The following is a 15,335-nucleotide window of genomic DNA, read 5'->3' as shown; positions in this document are numbered from 1 at the left end:
AACGGGGAGTCGGGAGTGAGGTGCGGCGGGCCCGCTCAGCGGTAGCGGCCCTCGGGGTCGAGCGTGCGGAGCAGCCGGAGCTCCTCCGCCGTGACGGGCTTCTCGGCGCTGAGGCCGGCGACCGGTGCCGACCAGGCGGTGTACGCGGCGACGGCCTCGGCGGCCTCGCGTTCCAGCGCGCCCGGCCGGTCGGGTGCGAACTCCCGTACGGCGTCGGCGGGTTCGGCCCGCGGGCCGCCCTCGTCCGGTCCGAGCCAGGTGGCCAGCCGGAAGCCGGGGCCGTCCTCGCGGCGCCGGAACCGGCCGAACTGGCTGACCACCTCGCGCACCCGGTCGCCGCGGCTGGTCCGGTAGGAGACCTCGGGCACGTACCGCCGCCGGGAGGCGGTGGCGATCACCACGCAGTCCGCCGAGGCCGCGATGTCGTTGGCGCCGCCGGAGCCGGTGAGCCAGCGGCCGTCCGCGGTCATGCTGGTGTTGATGGTGCCGCTCTCGTCGATCTCGGCGGCGGCGAGCACACCGAGCGCGCGGGGGTTGGCCGCGACCATCCCGCCGAGGATCTCCGGGATGCCGCTCAGCTGTTCGGCCGTGCCCGCGTGGCGCAGGCTGAACAGGAAGACGTCGCCCTGCTGCGGGGTGAAGCCGTAGAGGCCGAGCTCGGCCACCACCCGGACGGCGTGGCCGCCCCGGCGCAGCTGCTCGGCGGCCAGCCAGGCCGCGAGGTGGGAGGAGCCGATGCCGGCCAGCAGGGTGTCGTAGCCGCCCTCGCGGACCCGCTCGACCACCGCCCGGGCGCCGAGCACGATCAGCCGCTCCATCCGGCTGGGCGGCGTCTCCTCGGCCGTCTCCTCCGCCGTCTCCGTCACCGGGGCAGCGGCGGCGGTGACGGCAGCGGCGGCGGTCGCCCGGCCGGCCTGCCAGGACGGCTCGCCCTCCTGCAGCCGCCGCCGGCGCTCCTCGCCCAGCCGGGCCAGGTACCCCGCGTGCGAGCCGGGTTCGAGCACCCACTCCCGGTACCAGTCGCTGCCCCGCTCCTCGGCGCGGCAGCGGTCGGCGATCTCCTCCAGGAAGGCGTAGTCGTCGAGGTAGCCGGGCACCCCGGCCAGCCCGGCGGTGCGCAGGGCCTGCGGGTGGGCGCCGAGCGGCGCCTCGCAGAGGCCGAGCACCCGTTGCCCCGGGATGACCACCCGGTCGGGGATCGCCCGCAGCTCCTCGGCGGAGACGATCCGCTCGACCGAGGCGAGCACGCCCCGCTTCGCGGCGTACGCGGCCCAGGCGCCCTCGCCGAGCGGCGGGACCATCGCGATGTTGCCGTCCTCGTCCGCGCAGACGCCGTGCACCAGGGTGAGGTCGGGGTGCATCGCCCGGACCAGGGTGAGCTGTTCGCCCGGCCGGTCGGGGTCGGGCACCAGCAGGACGTCGTCGCCCTTGCCGGTGAGCAGGTCGGTGCCGGACAGCGAACCGGTCGACGCGTACGGGGCGCCGGTCGCGGCGGCGATCAGCCGCTGGTTGTAGCTCAGCAGCGACCAGGGCTCGAAGGCGAACGGCACGCCCTCGGCCACCCGCTCGTACAGCGGGTTGGGGCGGGGCGAGGGGTAGGTGTCGCCGAGGAAGCCGGCCACCACCTTGGCGACGCCGCCGGCCAGGGTCAGCGCGTGGGCGCTGGAGTGGTAGCCGGTGGTGCTGACGGTGAACCGCGCGCGGTCGCCGAAGACCCGGCAGAGCGCGTAGCCGAGGGCGTTGGGCCGGGAGTGGGTGGCCGCCAGGTGCAGGTGGTCGTCGGGCCGGACGAACCGGCGGACCAGGTCGTCGACGTCCGCGGCGATCACCGGCCCGCTCACGAGGAGGCTCCGAGCGCGACCACGGCGGTCTGGCTGCCGAAGGCGAAGGAGAGCGACACGGCGAGGTCGAACGCGGTGTCCCGGGCGCCCTCGAAGACGTGGTCGTGGTCGCACTCCGGGTCCCGGCCGGACAGGTTGATGGTGGGGGCCAGGCGCTGGTGGTGGAGCATCAGGCTGGTGGCGGCGACGTTGATGATCCCGGCGATGCCGAAGGTGTGGCCGTAGATCGGCTTGTTGGAGCTGATCGGCGGCAGCTGGCCGAGGGTCCGCTCGGGGTAGAGGGCCTGCAGCGCCCGGCTCTCCGCGAGGTCGTTGTAGCGGGTGGCGGTGCCGTGGGCGCAGAAGTAGCCGACCTCGTCGGCGGTCCGGCCGGCGTCCGCCAGCAGGTCCTGGACGAAGGAGGCGGTGACCTTGCCGGTGAGGTCCATGCTGGTGGCGTGCGCGGCCTCGTTGAAGGTCCGGGCCTCCAGCACCTCGGCGTAGATCCGCGCGCCGCGCGCCCGGGCCACCGACTCGCGCTCCAGGCAGACCACCACCGAGCCCTCGCCGAGCGCGAAGCCCTCGCGGTCCGCGCTGTACGGGCGCACCGCGCGGCGCGGGTCGTCCCGCTCGGTGGACATCACGCCGCTGCCCATCGCCGCGTAGCACTTGGCGACCTCGGGCACGATCGGGAACTCGTGGCCGCCGACCAGCATCGCGTCGGCGGTGCCGGAGCGCAGTTCGCGCAGCGCCAGCCCGATCGCCTGGTGGCCGCCGACGCAGGCGTTGCTCACGGTGCTGACCAGGCCCTGGGCGGAGGTGTAGATCGCCGCCAGCGAGGCGGGGCAGCCGGGCAGGCCGCGGAACATCGCGCCCTTGTCGCCGAACGCGCCCGGCTCCTCGTCGGCCAGCACCCGCTGCCACCAGGCGAACGGGCCGCGCGAGGAGGACATCAGCACGCCGATCCGGCGCGGGTCGTGGTAGCCGATCTCCAGGCCGGCGTCCTGCCGGGCCCGCTCGACCGCCGACATCGCGATCAGGATCTCGCGGGTGTACTTGGCGGCGTGGTTGTCGAGGAGTTCGGGCAGGAACGGCCGGTGGTCGAACGAGCTGATCTCGGCGGCCGCGTGGACCGGCAGGCCGTGTTCCGCGCCGTCGAAACGGGTGAGTCTGCCGACCTGGGAATGGCCGCCGGATATGTTTTCCCAGAACTGTTCCACGGTGGTCGTGTTCGGCAGCATGACACCGATGCCGGTGACCACGACCGCTTCCTTCGAACGGGGTTCTTCCCTGTGCATGGAGCGTCCTCCCGAGAGTGGATTTCGCGGATGCGCTTCGCAGCCGGCTATGCCAATCTATCGGCGTAGCAAGGGAGTTCACGAGGACGTGGGGTACTCGTTCGGCGGTGGGGGGAGTACTTCGGGTACCGGGCCGGCGGCATTCCCGGACATGCCGGAATCCCCGGTGGAACGGCGGTTTCCTCCGCCGTTCCACCGGGGATTCCCGGGCCTGCCAGTGCGTGTTTCCGTGTGATTCTCCGGACGCCGGGTCAGTGCGCCGCGCGGTAGGGCTTCAGCTCCCGCCGGACCAGCGAGCGCTTGTGCACCTCGTCCGGGCCGTCCGCGAGCCGCAGGGTCCGCGCGTGCGCCCAGAGCGCGGCCAGCGGGAAGTCCTGCGAGACGCCGCCGCCGCCGTGCGCCTGGATCGCCTTGTCGAGCACCCACTCGGCCAGCGCCGGCGTGACGACCTTGATGGCCTGGATCTCGGTGTGCGCGCCCTTGTTGCCCACCGTGTCCATCAGCCACGCGGTCTTCAGCACCAGCAGCCTGGCCTGCTCGATCCGCATCCGGGCCTCGGCGATCCAGTCCTGCACCACGCCCTGGTCCGCGATCGGGCCGCCGAAGGCGTGCCGGGCCGTCACCCGGGCGCAGAGCAGCTCGAAGGCCCGCTCGGCCATGCCGATCAGCCGCATCGCGTGGTGGATCCGCCCGGGGCCGAGCCGCGCCTGGGCGATCGCGAAGCCGTCCCCGGGCTCGCCGATCAGGTTCGCGGCGGGCACCCGCACCCGGTCGAAGACGATCTCGGCGTGGCCGCCGTGCGGGCCGTGGTCGTAGCCGAACAGCTCCATGCCGCGGACGAGCCGCACGCCCGGGGTGTCCTTGGGGACCAGGACCATGCTCTGCTGCCGGTGCCGGTCGGCGCCCGGATCGGTCTTGCCCATCACCACCAGGACCTTGCAGTGCGGGCTGAGCGCGCCGCTCGCCCACCACTTGCGGCCGGTGATCACGTACTCGTCGCCGTCCCGCTCGATCCGGGTGCAGATGTTCCCGGCGTCGGAGGAGGCCACCTCGGGCTCGGTCATGCAGAACGCCGAGCGGATGGTGCCGTCCAGCAGCGGTTCCAGCCACTCCTTGCGCTGCGCCTCGGTGCCGAACATGTCCAGCACCTCCATGTTCCCGGTGTCCGGCGCCGAGCAGTTGAGCGCCTCGGGGGCCAGGAAGGGGCTGCGGCCGGTGATCTCGGCGAGCGGGGCGTACTGCAGGTTGCTGAGGCCGGCGCCGGCCGCGGAGTGCGGCAGGAAGAGGTTCCACAGGCCCTGGGCGCGGGCCTTCGCCTTCAGCTCGTCGAGCACCGGCGGGCGGTCCCAGCGGCCGGCCGCGGCGGCCGTCTGCTCCTCCGCGACCCGCTCGGCGGGGTAGACGTGCTCGGCCATGAACTCCAGTAGCCGGGACCGCAGTTCCTCGGTCCTGGTGTCGTAAGCGAACTCCATCGCGGTACTCCTCCAGACAGGTCGACAGGGCTAAAGGCGGGGGCTGGGGCGTTTCACGGGCGGGTGAGCGCCCGCAGGCCGCGCCGCACCAGTTCGGGGACGGCCGCGGAGATCCCGTCGAAGCCGTCGCCGAGGGTCAGGCCGCGGGAGTGGCGGTAGTGGACGCCTTCGAGGATCACCGCGATCTTGAAGAAGCCGAACGCGACGTACCAGTCCAGGGTCTCCACCGGGACCCCGCTGGCCCGGGCGTACCGCTCGACCAGCTCGTCCCGGCCCGGCCAGCCCGGCAGGGCTCCGGGCGTCGGCGGGACGGCCTCGCCGAGGCCGGCCAGTCCGTCCCAGTAGACGCAGAAGACGCCCAGGTCGCAGAGCGGGTCGCCGAGCGCGGCCAGTTCCCAGTCCAGGACGGCGGCGATCCGGCCGGGCTCGGCGCGGTCGAAGACCACGTTGTCCAGGCGGTAGTCGCCGTGCACCAGGGCCGGGCGCGGGGACGCCGGGCGGGTCCGCGCGAGGCGCGCCGCCAGCTCCTCCACGCCGGGCAGCTCCCTGGTCCGGGAAGCAGCCAACTGCTTGGTCCAGCGGGCGAGTTGGCGTTCCATGAAGCCCTCGGGGCGGCCGAAGTCCGCCAGCCCGACCGCGGCCGGCGGCACCGAGTGCAGTGCCGCGAGGACGTCGACCAGCGCGTGGCCGAGCTCCCGGCCGGTCGCCGGGTCGAGCTCCGCCAGGTCGGCCGCCCGCCGGTGGATCGCGCCGTCCACCTTCTCCATCAGGTAGAACGGCGCGCCCAGCACCTCGGCGTCCGCGCAGTGCGCGACCGTCCGGGGCACCGGGACGGGCGTCGGCGCCAGGGCGCTCATCACCCGGTACTCGCGGCCCATGTCGTGCGCGGTGGCCAGCAGGTGGCCGAGCGGCGGCCGGCGCAGCACCAACGGCACCTCGCCGCCGTCGAGTTGGTAGGTGAGGTTGGAGCGTCCGCCGGCGATCAGGGTGAGCTCCGGCGCCTCGATCCGCAGCTCGGGCCGGGCCGCCGCGAGCCAGCCGCGCAGGGCCTCGCGGTCCACGCCCGCGACCTCCGCCGTCATCTGATCGGTCATCAGATGCCGCCGCCGGCCAGGATGATGCCGCCGTCCACCGCGATCGTCTGACCGGTGATCCAGGCGGCGTCGTCGGAGGCCAGGAAGGCGACGGCGGCCGCGACGTCCTCCGGGGTGCCGAGCCGGCCCAGCGCGTAGCCGGCGGCCAGTTCCGCCTCCCGGCCCTCGTACAGCTTCGCGGCGAAGCGCGTCCGCACCACGGCGGGCGCCACGGAGTTGACCCTGATCCGCGGGCCGATCTCCTGCGCGAGCTGCTCGGTGAGGTGGATCAGCGCGGCCTTGCTGGCCCCGTACACCCCGATGCCGTACGCCGGGCGCAGGCCCGCGACCGCGCTGATGTTCACCACGGCGCCGCCGTGCTCGCCCTGCCAGGCCTGCCGGACCTCGCGCAGCCAGCCCAGCGGGGCGTTCACGTTGACGTCGAAGACCTTCCGTACGGCACCGGGCTCCAGGTCGAGCACCGGGCCGAACACCGGGTTGATGCCGGTGTTGTTGACCAGCACGTCGATCCGGCCGAAGGCCGCCATGGTGCGGGCGACGGCCTCGGCCCGGTGCTCGGGGTCGTCGGCGCGGCCGGCCACCGCGATGGCGTGCTCCGGACCGCCGAGCTCCTTGACCGCGAGCTCCAGCGACTCCTCGCCGCGGGCCGTCAGGCAGACCCGGGCGCCCTCCGCGACCAGCCGGGCCGCGCTCGCCAGGCCTATCCCGCGGCTGGCGCCGGTGACGAGCGCGACCCGGCCGTTGAACCTGTTCATCTGCACTCCTTGTCTGGGGGTGGTCCGCTCCGGCTGTGAGGGCGCGGTCGGTGCCGACGGTCCGGGCGCGGTCGGCGTCCGGATCCGCGGTCGGCTCGTCACCCACGCTAGGAATCCCGGCGGCCGCCCGGTTAGGACGTGCGGTACTCGGCCGCCCCCGCCCCCGGTACCGCCGGTACCGCCGAGGTGTCCTCCGGTCTCGCCGGCGCCGCCGACCTGTCGCGAATTCCCTTGGGGGAAAAGCCTTTCGCGCGCATCCGCTCCGCGGACGAATCTCCCGCTCCCGCGCCGAATCCCCAGATGGAGACATCGGCCGACACCTCCAAAGAGACATTCGGAAGCAGTCCCTGGGGGCATCAAAGCGCTCGGGCCGCTGGGCTAGCCTCGAAGCCACGTCCCTCCCCGGCGGCCCGCTCGACACCCTCCTCCGTACCGCCCGCCGGCGACGGCGCGGTGCCATCCCTCACCGGGTGCCGCGCCTCCAGCAAGAGACCGAGGTCTGTGATGCACTTCAGCTACGACCCGCTGACCAAGGAACTTCGTTGGCGTCTCCTGGTCCTGATGGACCAGCACCTGTTCCCGGCCGAGGCCGAGTTCGCCGGCCGGGGCGGGTCGGGCGCCGAGCCGTGGGCCCGGCCGGACGGTCTTGGCAAGCTCCGGGAGCTGGCCCGCGAGCGCGGGCTGTGGAACCTCTTCCTCCCGCACCCGGCCTTCGGCCCGGGGCTGACCAACCTCCAGTACGCCCCGCTGGCGGAGATCTCCGGCCGCAGCCCCTTCGTGGCGCCCGACGCGATCAACGGCGCCGCCCCGGACACCGGGGTGATGAACGTGCTGGCCGAGTTCGGCACCCGCGCCCAGCAGGACCGCTGGCTGCGCCCCCTGCTCGCCGGTGACCTCCGGTCCGCCGTCTGCCTGCCCGCCCCCGGCGCCGTCGACCCGGGCGACCTGCGGATCGAGCCCCGAGGCAGCGGCTACGTGCTCGACGGCCACGGCGGCCTGTTCATGGCGGCCGCGGTGCCGGAGTGCGCCCTCCTGCTGGTCATGGCGCGCTCGGCCGGACGGTCGGCGGGCGACCGGTCGCCGGGCGCCCAGCGGTCGATCGCCCTGGTGCCGGTCGGCAGCCCGGGCGTCTCCCTCGGCTCCGGCCCCTGGAGCTCCGGCTACGACGACGGCGTGTACGGCGGCCGGACCACCGTCCGCTTCACCGGGGTGCGGCTGCCGGCCCACAGCATCGTCGGCGGCGAGGGCGACGGCGCGGTGATCGCGCACAGCCTGCTCGACCCGAACCGCCTGCACCACTGCATGCGCCTGATCGGGATGGCCGAACGCGGGCTCGACCTGATGTCCGGGGCGGCGGGGACGGCCGAGACCCGCGGGTGGGCCCGCCAGGCCCGGCTGCGGATCGAGCAGGCCCGGCTGCTGGCCCTGCGGACGGCCTGGCTGATGGACACCGAGGGCGGCCCGGCCGCCTGGGGCGGCATCGAGGACGTCAAGGCCGTCGTCCCGGGGATGACCGAGTGGGTGCTCGACCGGGCGATCCGGGCGCGCGGCGACGAGGAGTCGCCGGACGGGTTCCCGCTTGCGCGGCTGCGGGAGCACGCCCGCGTGCTCAAGTCAGCCGGCTGAGCCGGGAGTTCGGGGCCGGTCGCGGGGCGCGGCCGGCCTTCGCGCGTCCCCGTCCCCGGCCGCGCCCGAGGACGGTGCCGGTCAGCCCCGCCCGGCGATGTGGTGCGAGCCGATCAGCGAGGCGGCGACCGCCTTGTTGACGGCGTCGATCCGGGAGACCGCGCCCAGCTTGGTGAAGATGTTCCGCATGTGCCGCTTGACGGTGCCTTCGGTGATACTCAGCCGGACGGCGATCTGACGGTTGCTCAGCGCGGCGGCCACCTGGGTCAGCACCTCCAACTCGCGGGCCGACAGCAGCTTTCCGTCGTCGCCGGAGGCCGCGAGGCTGTGCGAGGAGACCGAGATGGTCACCGTGCGGCGGTTGGCCTGCCGCAGGTTGCGGATCGCCGAGGCCAGCGACTCCCGGGTCACGCTCTTGTGCAGGTAGCCCCGGATGCCGAGCGCCAGCAACTCCTGGACGAGGTGCGGGTCGTCGTACATGCTGAGCACCACGACGTTGACCGCCGGATCCTGCTGCAGCAGGTCGCGGACGGTGTTCTGCGGGCGGTGGTTCGGCATCTCGATGTCGAGCAGCACCACGTGCGGGTGGTGCGCCGCGGCCAGCCGGACCGCGGACGGGCCGTCCTCGGCCCGGGCCACGACCTCGAAGTCGGGCTCGTTGTCCAGCATTTCGCAGAGCGCGTCGCGCAGGACGAGGTGGTCGTCGGCCACCAGGATGCGGATCCGGTCACTGTCCATGCGTCGTCGCGCCCTCTCGGATGGGTACCCAGCATCTCACCGTCGTGCCCTTCCCGGGCGCGGAGGAGAACGCGACGGTGCCGTCCAGGAGGGCCACCCGCTCCCTGATCCCGGTCAGGCCGTTGATGGTCTTGGGGCCGGGCCGCGCGCTCAGGTCGAAGCCGCGGCCGTTGTCGCCCACGAGTGCGTGGATCTCGTGCGGCGTGATGTCCACGTGGACCACGATCCGGGTGGCCCGCGCATGGGTGAACGAGTTGCGCAGGCACTCGCGGAGCAGCACGTACAGTTCGTCGAGCGTCTCCGAAGGGGCCCAGTTCTCGGAGCCGTTCACGTGGATCTGCGCCGTGGTCTCGGCGATGTCCATGGACTCGACGAAGTTGCGCAGGGCGGTCCTCAGCGGGGCGTCCCGGGCGTTGCGGCGCAGCCCGCTGACCATGTCGCGCGCCATCAGCAGCGAGTCGTGGACGGCCTGCCGGGTGGCCGCCAGGCGGGCGGCGACGCTCTCGTCGACCTCGCCCAACGCCATTTCGAACAGGTCGAGCTGACGCAGGGCCAGGCTCAGGCTGTTGCCCATCTGGTCGTGGATGTCCCGGGCGAGACCGAGGTAGCCGCGCCGGTTGACCTCGTTGACGGCGTTCAGGAGGAAGGAGTCGTACGCGGCGGAGCCGACCTGGAGCCGCGTCCCGATCTCGCGCTGCACGGTGCCGATGGCCCGTTCCAGCAGGCGCACCGCGCCGGGCTCGTCGGTGAGTTCGCGCACCAGGACGTCCATGATGACCTCGAACAGGACGACTCCGGCCTCGGCCGAGTCGGAGATGCGCCGGCCCTGCTGCACGCGGTCGGCGGCGAGGTCCATCATCGAGGACAGCAGGGGGGCGGGTGACGGCGCGCTGCCCGCGCGCAGGCTTTCCACGCCGGCCGCCAGAATCCGCTGGGCCTGGAGCCGGCAGCCGTCCCAGACGTCCTCGTCGGCCGCGATGGGATTGTGCCGCTGCCGGAGCCCGGCCCGGTACCGGGTGAGGATCTCCTCCTCGCTCGCCGCGATCCGCGCCGCGGCCGCCGCCGCATCTCCCCCCGCCATGGTCACCGAACTCCCCCAAGTAGTGATGGCGCTTCAGGCGCAACCCACGGCGGAGAGTATCAACTACCCCCACGGACAGGAAGACACAAGCTTCGATCGTATCGGGCGGGCAATCCCGGGGGAAATTGCCGGCCCCGGCGAATTCAGGCCGGTATTCGATAGCCGGACGGCCGCGCTGCCGAATGCTAGTCCGTCTCATTTCGACGGGCCGGGCGGACGGGACCGCTCTCCCGGCCGGCGGCCGGTGGCGTGACGGGGGAGCGGAGCGCGCGTCCTCCGCTCGCGCGCTCCGCTCCCGGTCCGGCGGTCGGCTGCTCGGTGTTCAGCTGCTCGGTGGTCGGCTGCCCGGTGGTCAGCGCACCCCGGCGACCACGATGCCGAGCAGCGCCAGGTGGGCGGCGTACTGGGTGACCATGAAGGCCTGGTACGGCAGCCGGCTGCGGCCGCGCCGCTCGTCGGAGCGGGTGGTGAGGGAGAAGTGGGCGACCGCGAGGCCCCCGGCCAGGACGACCACGGCCGGCAGGGTGAGCACCGGCGCCAGGGTGCGGGCCGCCGCCAGGAACCCGACGCCGACCAGGACGGGATTGACCGCGCAGACCGTCCGGGCCAGCCGCTCGCCCCGGACGACCACGAAGGTGCGGCGGCCGGCGGCCTGGTCGCCCCGGACGTCCGACAGGTCCTTGACCAGGGCCCCGACCAGGCCCATCCACAGCGACATCGCGACGGCGAACACCACGACCGGCACCGCGCCGCGGTGCCCGCCGGCGGCCGCGCAGCCTGCCGCGTAGGTGAGCCCGCCGAGCAGCAGGACCGTCGCCACCGTGCTGTGGCTGTGCCGCGTCATGCGGAACGGCGGCGCCGAGTAGGCGAACCCGCAGAACAGGTAGGCCAGCAGCAGGCCGAGCACCGGCGGCGAGTCCAGGCTGAACAGGACGGCCAGGCCCGCGCACAGCCAGGCCGCCCGCAGCGCCGTCCCGGGCGTGAGCGCGCCCCGGGCGACCGGGCGGCCGGAGCCGTTCAAGCGGTCCTCGGCCACGTCCATGGCGCCGTTGAGCACATAGGCGAAAAGCGTTCCGAAGGCCCAGGCGACACCGTCCGAGAGCAGGTGCCCGGTTTTGACCCGGGAATTCCCGGTGGCCAGGAGGAAGGCTGTCGCGAAACGTATCGAGAACATGATCTGCACGGATATCCGGGCCTCTTCGAGACAGAGGGCCGCAGTGCGCAGAACATTCGCCCCGATGACACTTGTGGAAGGTATTTTTCCCGCAGTTGCCGTTGGACTCCCCATGGCGAAGAATGCTAGCCAGCCGGTGCCGGGTGAACATCCCTAGTGGGAGGCAGGTGACTGCCTCTTTGGAAACACCGCGACGTGCCCTCCGAGAGGCATCCCGCCCCGCCCCGCCCCCACCTTCGGCCGTACTGACCTGCACCGATCGGCCGCCCCCGGCTCGGAGGGCCGGCGGCCGAGGTCGGGGCCGCGCGCCGGGACCAGGGAGTGGAGCTCCCGGCGGGAGGACATCTCCAGCTTCTGCAGCACGCTGCTCACGTAGTTCTTGACGGTCTGTCGGGCCAGGCACAGCTCGCCCGCGATCTCGTCGTTGGAGTACCGGCGCAGTAGCAGCCCGAGCACCTCCTGCTCCCGGCCGGTCATGGCCCGCAGCAGCGCGCCGTCCACCGGGTCGGCCCCGGCCGGAGCCGGCCGGTCCTGCTCCCCGACGAACCACACCGGCCGGCCCTCGGCCAGTCCGCGCACGGCGGAGACCAGCTGTTCCGGCTCCGCCGAGCGGTGCACGAAGCCGTCCGCCGCGCCGCCGAGGCACTCCACGACGACCGAGGGGTCGGTGCTCCCCGAGTAGACCAGGACCCGGGGCGGGCTCGCCGACGCCTTGAGCCGGCGGCCGAGGAGCAGGCCCTCGCCGGGGGCCAGCAGGTCCGCGTCGGTGACCACCAGGTCGGGTCCGAGGGCGCGGCACAGCTCCCAGGCCTGCGCGCTGCCGCGGGCCGTCTCGACCGTCCGGGCGGCCCCGGTGTCCAGCAGCAGGGCCGCCACCGCGTCGCGGAGCAGCGGCCACGGGTCGACGACCACGGCGCGCCGGGCCGAACGGATCGCCACGCTCCGGTCGGTACGTTCGTCGGTACGTTCCATGAATTGCCCGATCCTCTCGAATCGCGGGTCGTCCGGCCCGGCTTTCGGGCCGGCGGACAACGAGCGGGAACCGGATTCCGGCGGCCCTTCACCGCAATGACCGGTGGGGCGGCCGACGTTAGTCAGCCGCCCGAGGTTCGGACAAATACCGGACGGGGTGCGGCTATGCGCACCGTCGATGGATGGCGCCCGAACGGGCGTGCGGTCATTCCTCGGAGGCACCCGGCCGGATCCGCCGCCACACGGGAGTGCCTCCTTCGAGGCAGCGGCCGGGACACCTTGGAGGACAGGGGCTTCAGTGCGCACCGGACGCCCGCCTAGGGTCGGCCGGGACGCCGGAACCGGCCGGCGCCGACCGGGACGACGGGCTGGGACCACCACAGGGGAAATCAGGGGGCCATCATGAACGAGTCGGTGTCATCCTCCGGCGCTCGTCCCGACGCGCCGGAGCGGCGGGACGTCGCGATCCGGCACCTGCGGGCCTTCCTCGCGGTCGCCGACACCCTGAACTTCACGCAGGCCGCCGAGTTGACCGGAACCACCCAGCCGAGCCTGACCCGGACCATCCGCCGGCTGGAGGAGGCGCTCGGCACCCGCCTGCTCCACCGGACCACCCGAACCGTCGCGCTCAGCCCGGCCGGTGACCGGCTGCGCGCCGAACTCCTCCACCTGCTGCCCCGGTTGGAGGACGCCCTGGCCGCCCGCCCGGCCGAGACCCGGCTGCGGCTGGGCTTCACCTGGATGCTGCCGGACGGCTGGATGCAGGACGCGCTCTCCTCCTTCGAGGAGCAGACCGGGGCCGGGGTCGAACTCGTGCGCCGGGACGAGCCGTTCGCGGGCGTCGACCGCGGCGTGGTCGACCTCGCGCTGCTGCGCGGCGACGCCCCCGCGAGCGGGATGCACACCGTCCTGCTCTGCACCGAGGCCCAGGTGGCCGCCGCCGCGCGCGGGACGGCGCTGGCCCGGCAGCAGTCGGTGCGCTGGATCGAACTCGCCGACCACCCGCTGGTGCGGAACGTGGTCAGCGGGACGGTCCGCCCCGAGCTCTGGCCCGCCGCCCGCCGCCCGCGCACCGCCGTCGCCTGCGGCAACTTCGACGAATGGCTGGAGGCGGTGGCGGCCGGCCGCGGCGTCGGCATCGTCCCCGAGTCGGCGGCCCGGCGCGGCCTGCACCCGAGCGTGCGCTTCCTGCGGATCCCGGACGCGCCGTCCGTCCCCATGCTGCTGGCCTATCCGACGCAGGGCGCGCACCCGCTGGCCGCCCGCTTCGCGGCCCTGGTCCAGGACTCGTTCGCGGCGACGGTCACCCGTACCGTCACCCGCCCGGTCGCCGGCCCGGCCACCCGTACCGTCGCCGACGCCGCGCGGCTCCACCGCCGGCCCGGCGCCCTGCCGGTCCGCTGAACCGGGACCACCGGGACCGCCGCGGGCGCGCAGCCGGGCGCCGGGGACGGGCCTACGATGAGGCGATGGACACCCGCACGCAGCTCGCAGATGCCTCCCATGCGCATCAGCCCGCAGACGGCGAGCGGCTGGACGCCGCCGCCTCGATCCTGGCGCTGCTCGCGGACCGGACCAGGCTGGCCCTGATGGAGCGGCTCGGCCGGGGCGAGGCGGACGTGACCACCCTGGTCGAGGCGACCGGCGCGGCCCGGCCCTCGGTCAGCCAGCACCTGGCCAAGCTGCGCCTGGCCGGGCTGGTCGCCACCCGCAAGGACGGCCGCCGGGTCGTGTACTCGCTGCGCCACGGCCACCTGCGTCGCCTCGTCGACGAGGCGCTGAACGTCGCCGACCACCAGGTCGGCTCGCTCCCGCCGCACGACTGACCGCTCCGGCGGGGGCCGTCCGAACTGCCGCGGAGCCGTCTCGCAAACATGTGCATCCATGCGCACTCATTGATTACGATGGACGGGCAACGCCACTCCGATCCGGGGAGCGCGCCCATGCTGACCGTGCTGCGCAACCGCACCTACCGCCGCCTCTTCACCGCCCAGGTCGTCGCCCTGGTCGGCACCGGCCTCGCGACGGTGGCCCTGGCCCTGCTCGCGTACGACATCGCCGGAGCGAACGCGAGCGTCGTCCTGGGCACCGCCCTCGCGATCAAGATGGTCGCGTACGTGGCCGTCGCCCCGATCGCGGGCGCGCTCGCCGGGCGGATCCCCCGGCGGGCGCTGCTGGTGGCGACGGACCTCACCCGGGCCGGCGTCGCGCTCGCGCTCCCGTTCGTGGACCAGGTCTGGCAGATCTACCTGATGGTCCTCCTGCTGCAGGCCGCCTCCGCGGCGTTCACCCCGACCTTCCAGGCGACCATCCCGCACGTGCTGCCCGCCGAGCGCGACTACACCAACGCGCTGTCCATGTCCCGGCTCGCCTACGACCTGGAGTCCCTGTTCAGCCCCGCCCTCGCGGCCGTGCTGCTCACGCTGGTCTCCTACAACTGGCTGTTCGCCGGCACGAGCCTCGGCTTCCTCGCCTCCGCCGCCCTGGTGCTCTCCGCCGTCCTGCCCAAGGCCCCGGCCGCCGAACGCGCCGGCGGGGTCTACGCGAAGGCGCTCTCCGGCACCCGGATGTTCTGGGCCACCCCGCGGCTGCGGGCGCTGCTGGCGCTGGACCTCGCGGTCGCCGCCGCCGGGGCGATCGTCTTCGTCAACACCGTCGTGGTGGTCCGCGAGCACTTCCAGCGGCCCGCCGGAGCCGTCTCCCTCGCCCTCGGCGCGTACGGCGCCGGGTCCATGCTGACCGCACTGCTGCTGCCCCGGCTGCTCGCCCGGGTCAGCGACCGGGCCGTGATGCTGCCCGCCGCCCTCGCCCTGCCCGCCGTCCTCGGCGCCACCGCGGTGATCACCGCCGCGCCGCCCGGGACGGCGGCCTGGCTCGCGCTGCTGGCCGCCTGGGCGCTGATCGGCGCCGCGAGCTCCGCCGTCCTCACCCCCGGCGGGCGGGTGGTGCGCCGCTCCGCCGCGGACGCCGAACTGCCTGCCGCGTTCGCCGCCCAGTTCTCCCTCTCGCACGCGTGCTGGCTGCTCACCTACCCCCTGGCCGGCTGGCTCGCCGCGGGTGCCGGCCTGCCCGTCACCGCCCTCGTCCTCGGGGCCGTCGCCCTCACCGCGGCGCTCGGCGCCGTCCGGCTCTGGCCCCGGCGCGACCCCGACGCCCTCGACCACGTCCACACCGACCTGCCGGCCGACCACCCCCATCTCGCCGGGGCCCGCCCCGCCCCGGCCGGCGCCTGGAGCCACGGCCACCGCTACGTGATCGACCGGAACCACCGAAGCCGGCCCCGCCACGCCTGACGCCTGACGCCT

13 protein-coding genes are annotated in these 15,335 nt (G+C 74.0%); 4 read left to right on the top strand and 9 right to left on the bottom strand.

The window, feature by feature from the left end; all coding sequences use genetic code 11:
* Positions 1 to 35 precede the first annotated feature (35 nt).
* The 5 genes from VM95_RS04175 to VM95_RS04155 form a co-directional block, all read right to left on the bottom strand.
* Positions 36 to 1,841: a CoA-transferase gene (locus VM95_RS04175; RefSeq protein WP_045692638.1), complete on the bottom strand. Its 1,806-nt coding sequence runs from the start codon at positions 1,839 to 1,841 to the stop codon at positions 36 to 38.
* Positions 1,838 to 3,082: a beta-ketoacyl-[acyl-carrier-protein] synthase family protein gene (locus VM95_RS04170; protein WP_244178623.1), complete on the bottom strand. Its 1,245-nt coding sequence runs from the start codon at positions 3,080 to 3,082 to the stop codon at positions 1,838 to 1,840. The genes VM95_RS04175 and VM95_RS04170 overlap by 4 nt, the downstream gene beginning before the upstream one ends.
* A 287-nt stretch (positions 3,083 to 3,369) precedes the next feature.
* Positions 3,370 to 4,590: an acyl-CoA dehydrogenase family protein gene (locus tag VM95_RS04165; protein ID WP_045692636.1), complete on the bottom strand. Its 1,221-nt coding sequence runs from the start codon at positions 4,588 to 4,590 to the stop codon at positions 3,370 to 3,372.
* A 53-nt stretch (positions 4,591 to 4,643) separates the two neighbouring features.
* On the bottom strand, positions 4,644 to 5,684 hold the full coding sequence (locus VM95_RS04160) for a phosphotransferase family protein (RefSeq protein ID WP_045692635.1): 1,041 nt from the start codon (positions 5,682 to 5,684) through the stop codon (positions 4,644 to 4,646).
* Positions 5,684 to 6,439, bottom strand: coding sequence for an SDR family oxidoreductase (locus VM95_RS04155; RefSeq protein ID WP_045692634.1), 756 nt, complete (start codon positions 6,437 to 6,439; stop codon positions 5,684 to 5,686). The genes VM95_RS04160 and VM95_RS04155 overlap by 1 nt, the downstream gene beginning before the upstream one ends.
* A 504-nt stretch (positions 6,440 to 6,943) precedes the next feature.
* Here VM95_RS04155 and VM95_RS04150 point away from each other — a divergent pair.
* Positions 6,944 to 8,065, top strand: coding sequence for an acyl-CoA dehydrogenase family protein (locus tag VM95_RS04150; protein ID WP_045692633.1), 1,122 nt, complete (start codon positions 6,944 to 6,946; stop codon positions 8,063 to 8,065).
* An 81-nt stretch (positions 8,066 to 8,146) separates the two neighbouring features.
* Here the strand turns inward: VM95_RS04150 and VM95_RS04145 are convergent, their stop codons facing one another.
* The 4 genes from VM95_RS04145 to VM95_RS38510 all read right to left on the bottom strand — a co-directional run bounded on the left by VM95_RS04145 (position 8,147) and on the right by VM95_RS38510 (position 12,030).
* Entirely contained in the window at positions 8,147 to 8,803 is a 657-nt protein-coding gene (locus tag VM95_RS04145) for a response regulator (RefSeq protein ID WP_045692632.1), read from the bottom strand.
* A complete protein-coding gene (locus VM95_RS04140) occupies positions 8,793 to 9,884 on the bottom strand; it encodes a sensor histidine kinase (RefSeq protein ID WP_045692631.1) in 1,092 nt (363 codons plus the stop codon). The genes VM95_RS04145 and VM95_RS04140 overlap by 11 nt, the downstream gene beginning before the upstream one ends.
* A gap of 352 nt (positions 9,885 to 10,236) precedes the next feature.
* Positions 10,237 to 11,058, bottom strand: a complete 822-nt coding sequence (locus tag VM95_RS04135) for a UbiA family prenyltransferase (protein WP_244178622.1) — start codon at positions 11,056 to 11,058, stop codon at positions 10,237 to 10,239.
* Between the two features lie 153 nt (positions 11,059 to 11,211).
* Complete coding sequence (locus VM95_RS38510) at positions 11,212 to 12,030, bottom strand: response regulator (RefSeq protein WP_052707132.1); 819 nt, start codon at positions 12,028 to 12,030, stop codon at positions 11,212 to 11,214.
* Positions 12,031 to 12,432: 402 nt separating this feature from the next.
* Here VM95_RS38510 and VM95_RS04125 point away from each other — a divergent pair, with 402 nt between their 5' ends.
* The 3 genes from VM95_RS04125 (at position 12,433) to VM95_RS04115 (ending at position 15,323) form a co-directional block, all read left to right on the top strand.
* Positions 12,433 to 13,434: a LysR family transcriptional regulator gene (locus VM95_RS04125; protein ID WP_063773446.1), complete on the top strand. Its 1,002-nt coding sequence runs from the start codon at positions 12,433 to 12,435 to the stop codon at positions 13,432 to 13,434.
* A 65-nt stretch (positions 13,435 to 13,499) separates the two neighbouring features.
* Positions 13,500 to 13,856: an ArsR/SmtB family transcription factor gene (locus VM95_RS04120; RefSeq protein WP_045692629.1), complete on the top strand. Its 357-nt coding sequence runs from the start codon at positions 13,500 to 13,502 to the stop codon at positions 13,854 to 13,856.
* Between the two features lie 117 nt (positions 13,857 to 13,973).
* On the top strand, positions 13,974 to 15,323 hold the full coding sequence (locus VM95_RS04115) for an MFS transporter (RefSeq protein WP_045692628.1): 1,350 nt from the start codon (positions 13,974 to 13,976) through the stop codon (positions 15,321 to 15,323).
* Positions 15,324 to 15,335: the final 12 nt, after the last annotated feature.

The organism is Streptomyces rubellomurinus (genome assembly GCF_000961885.1).
GTDB lineage: Bacteria > Actinomycetota > Actinomycetes > Streptomycetales > Streptomycetaceae > Kitasatospora > Kitasatospora rubellomurina.
This window is presented reverse-complemented; position numbering and strand designations above follow the sequence as displayed.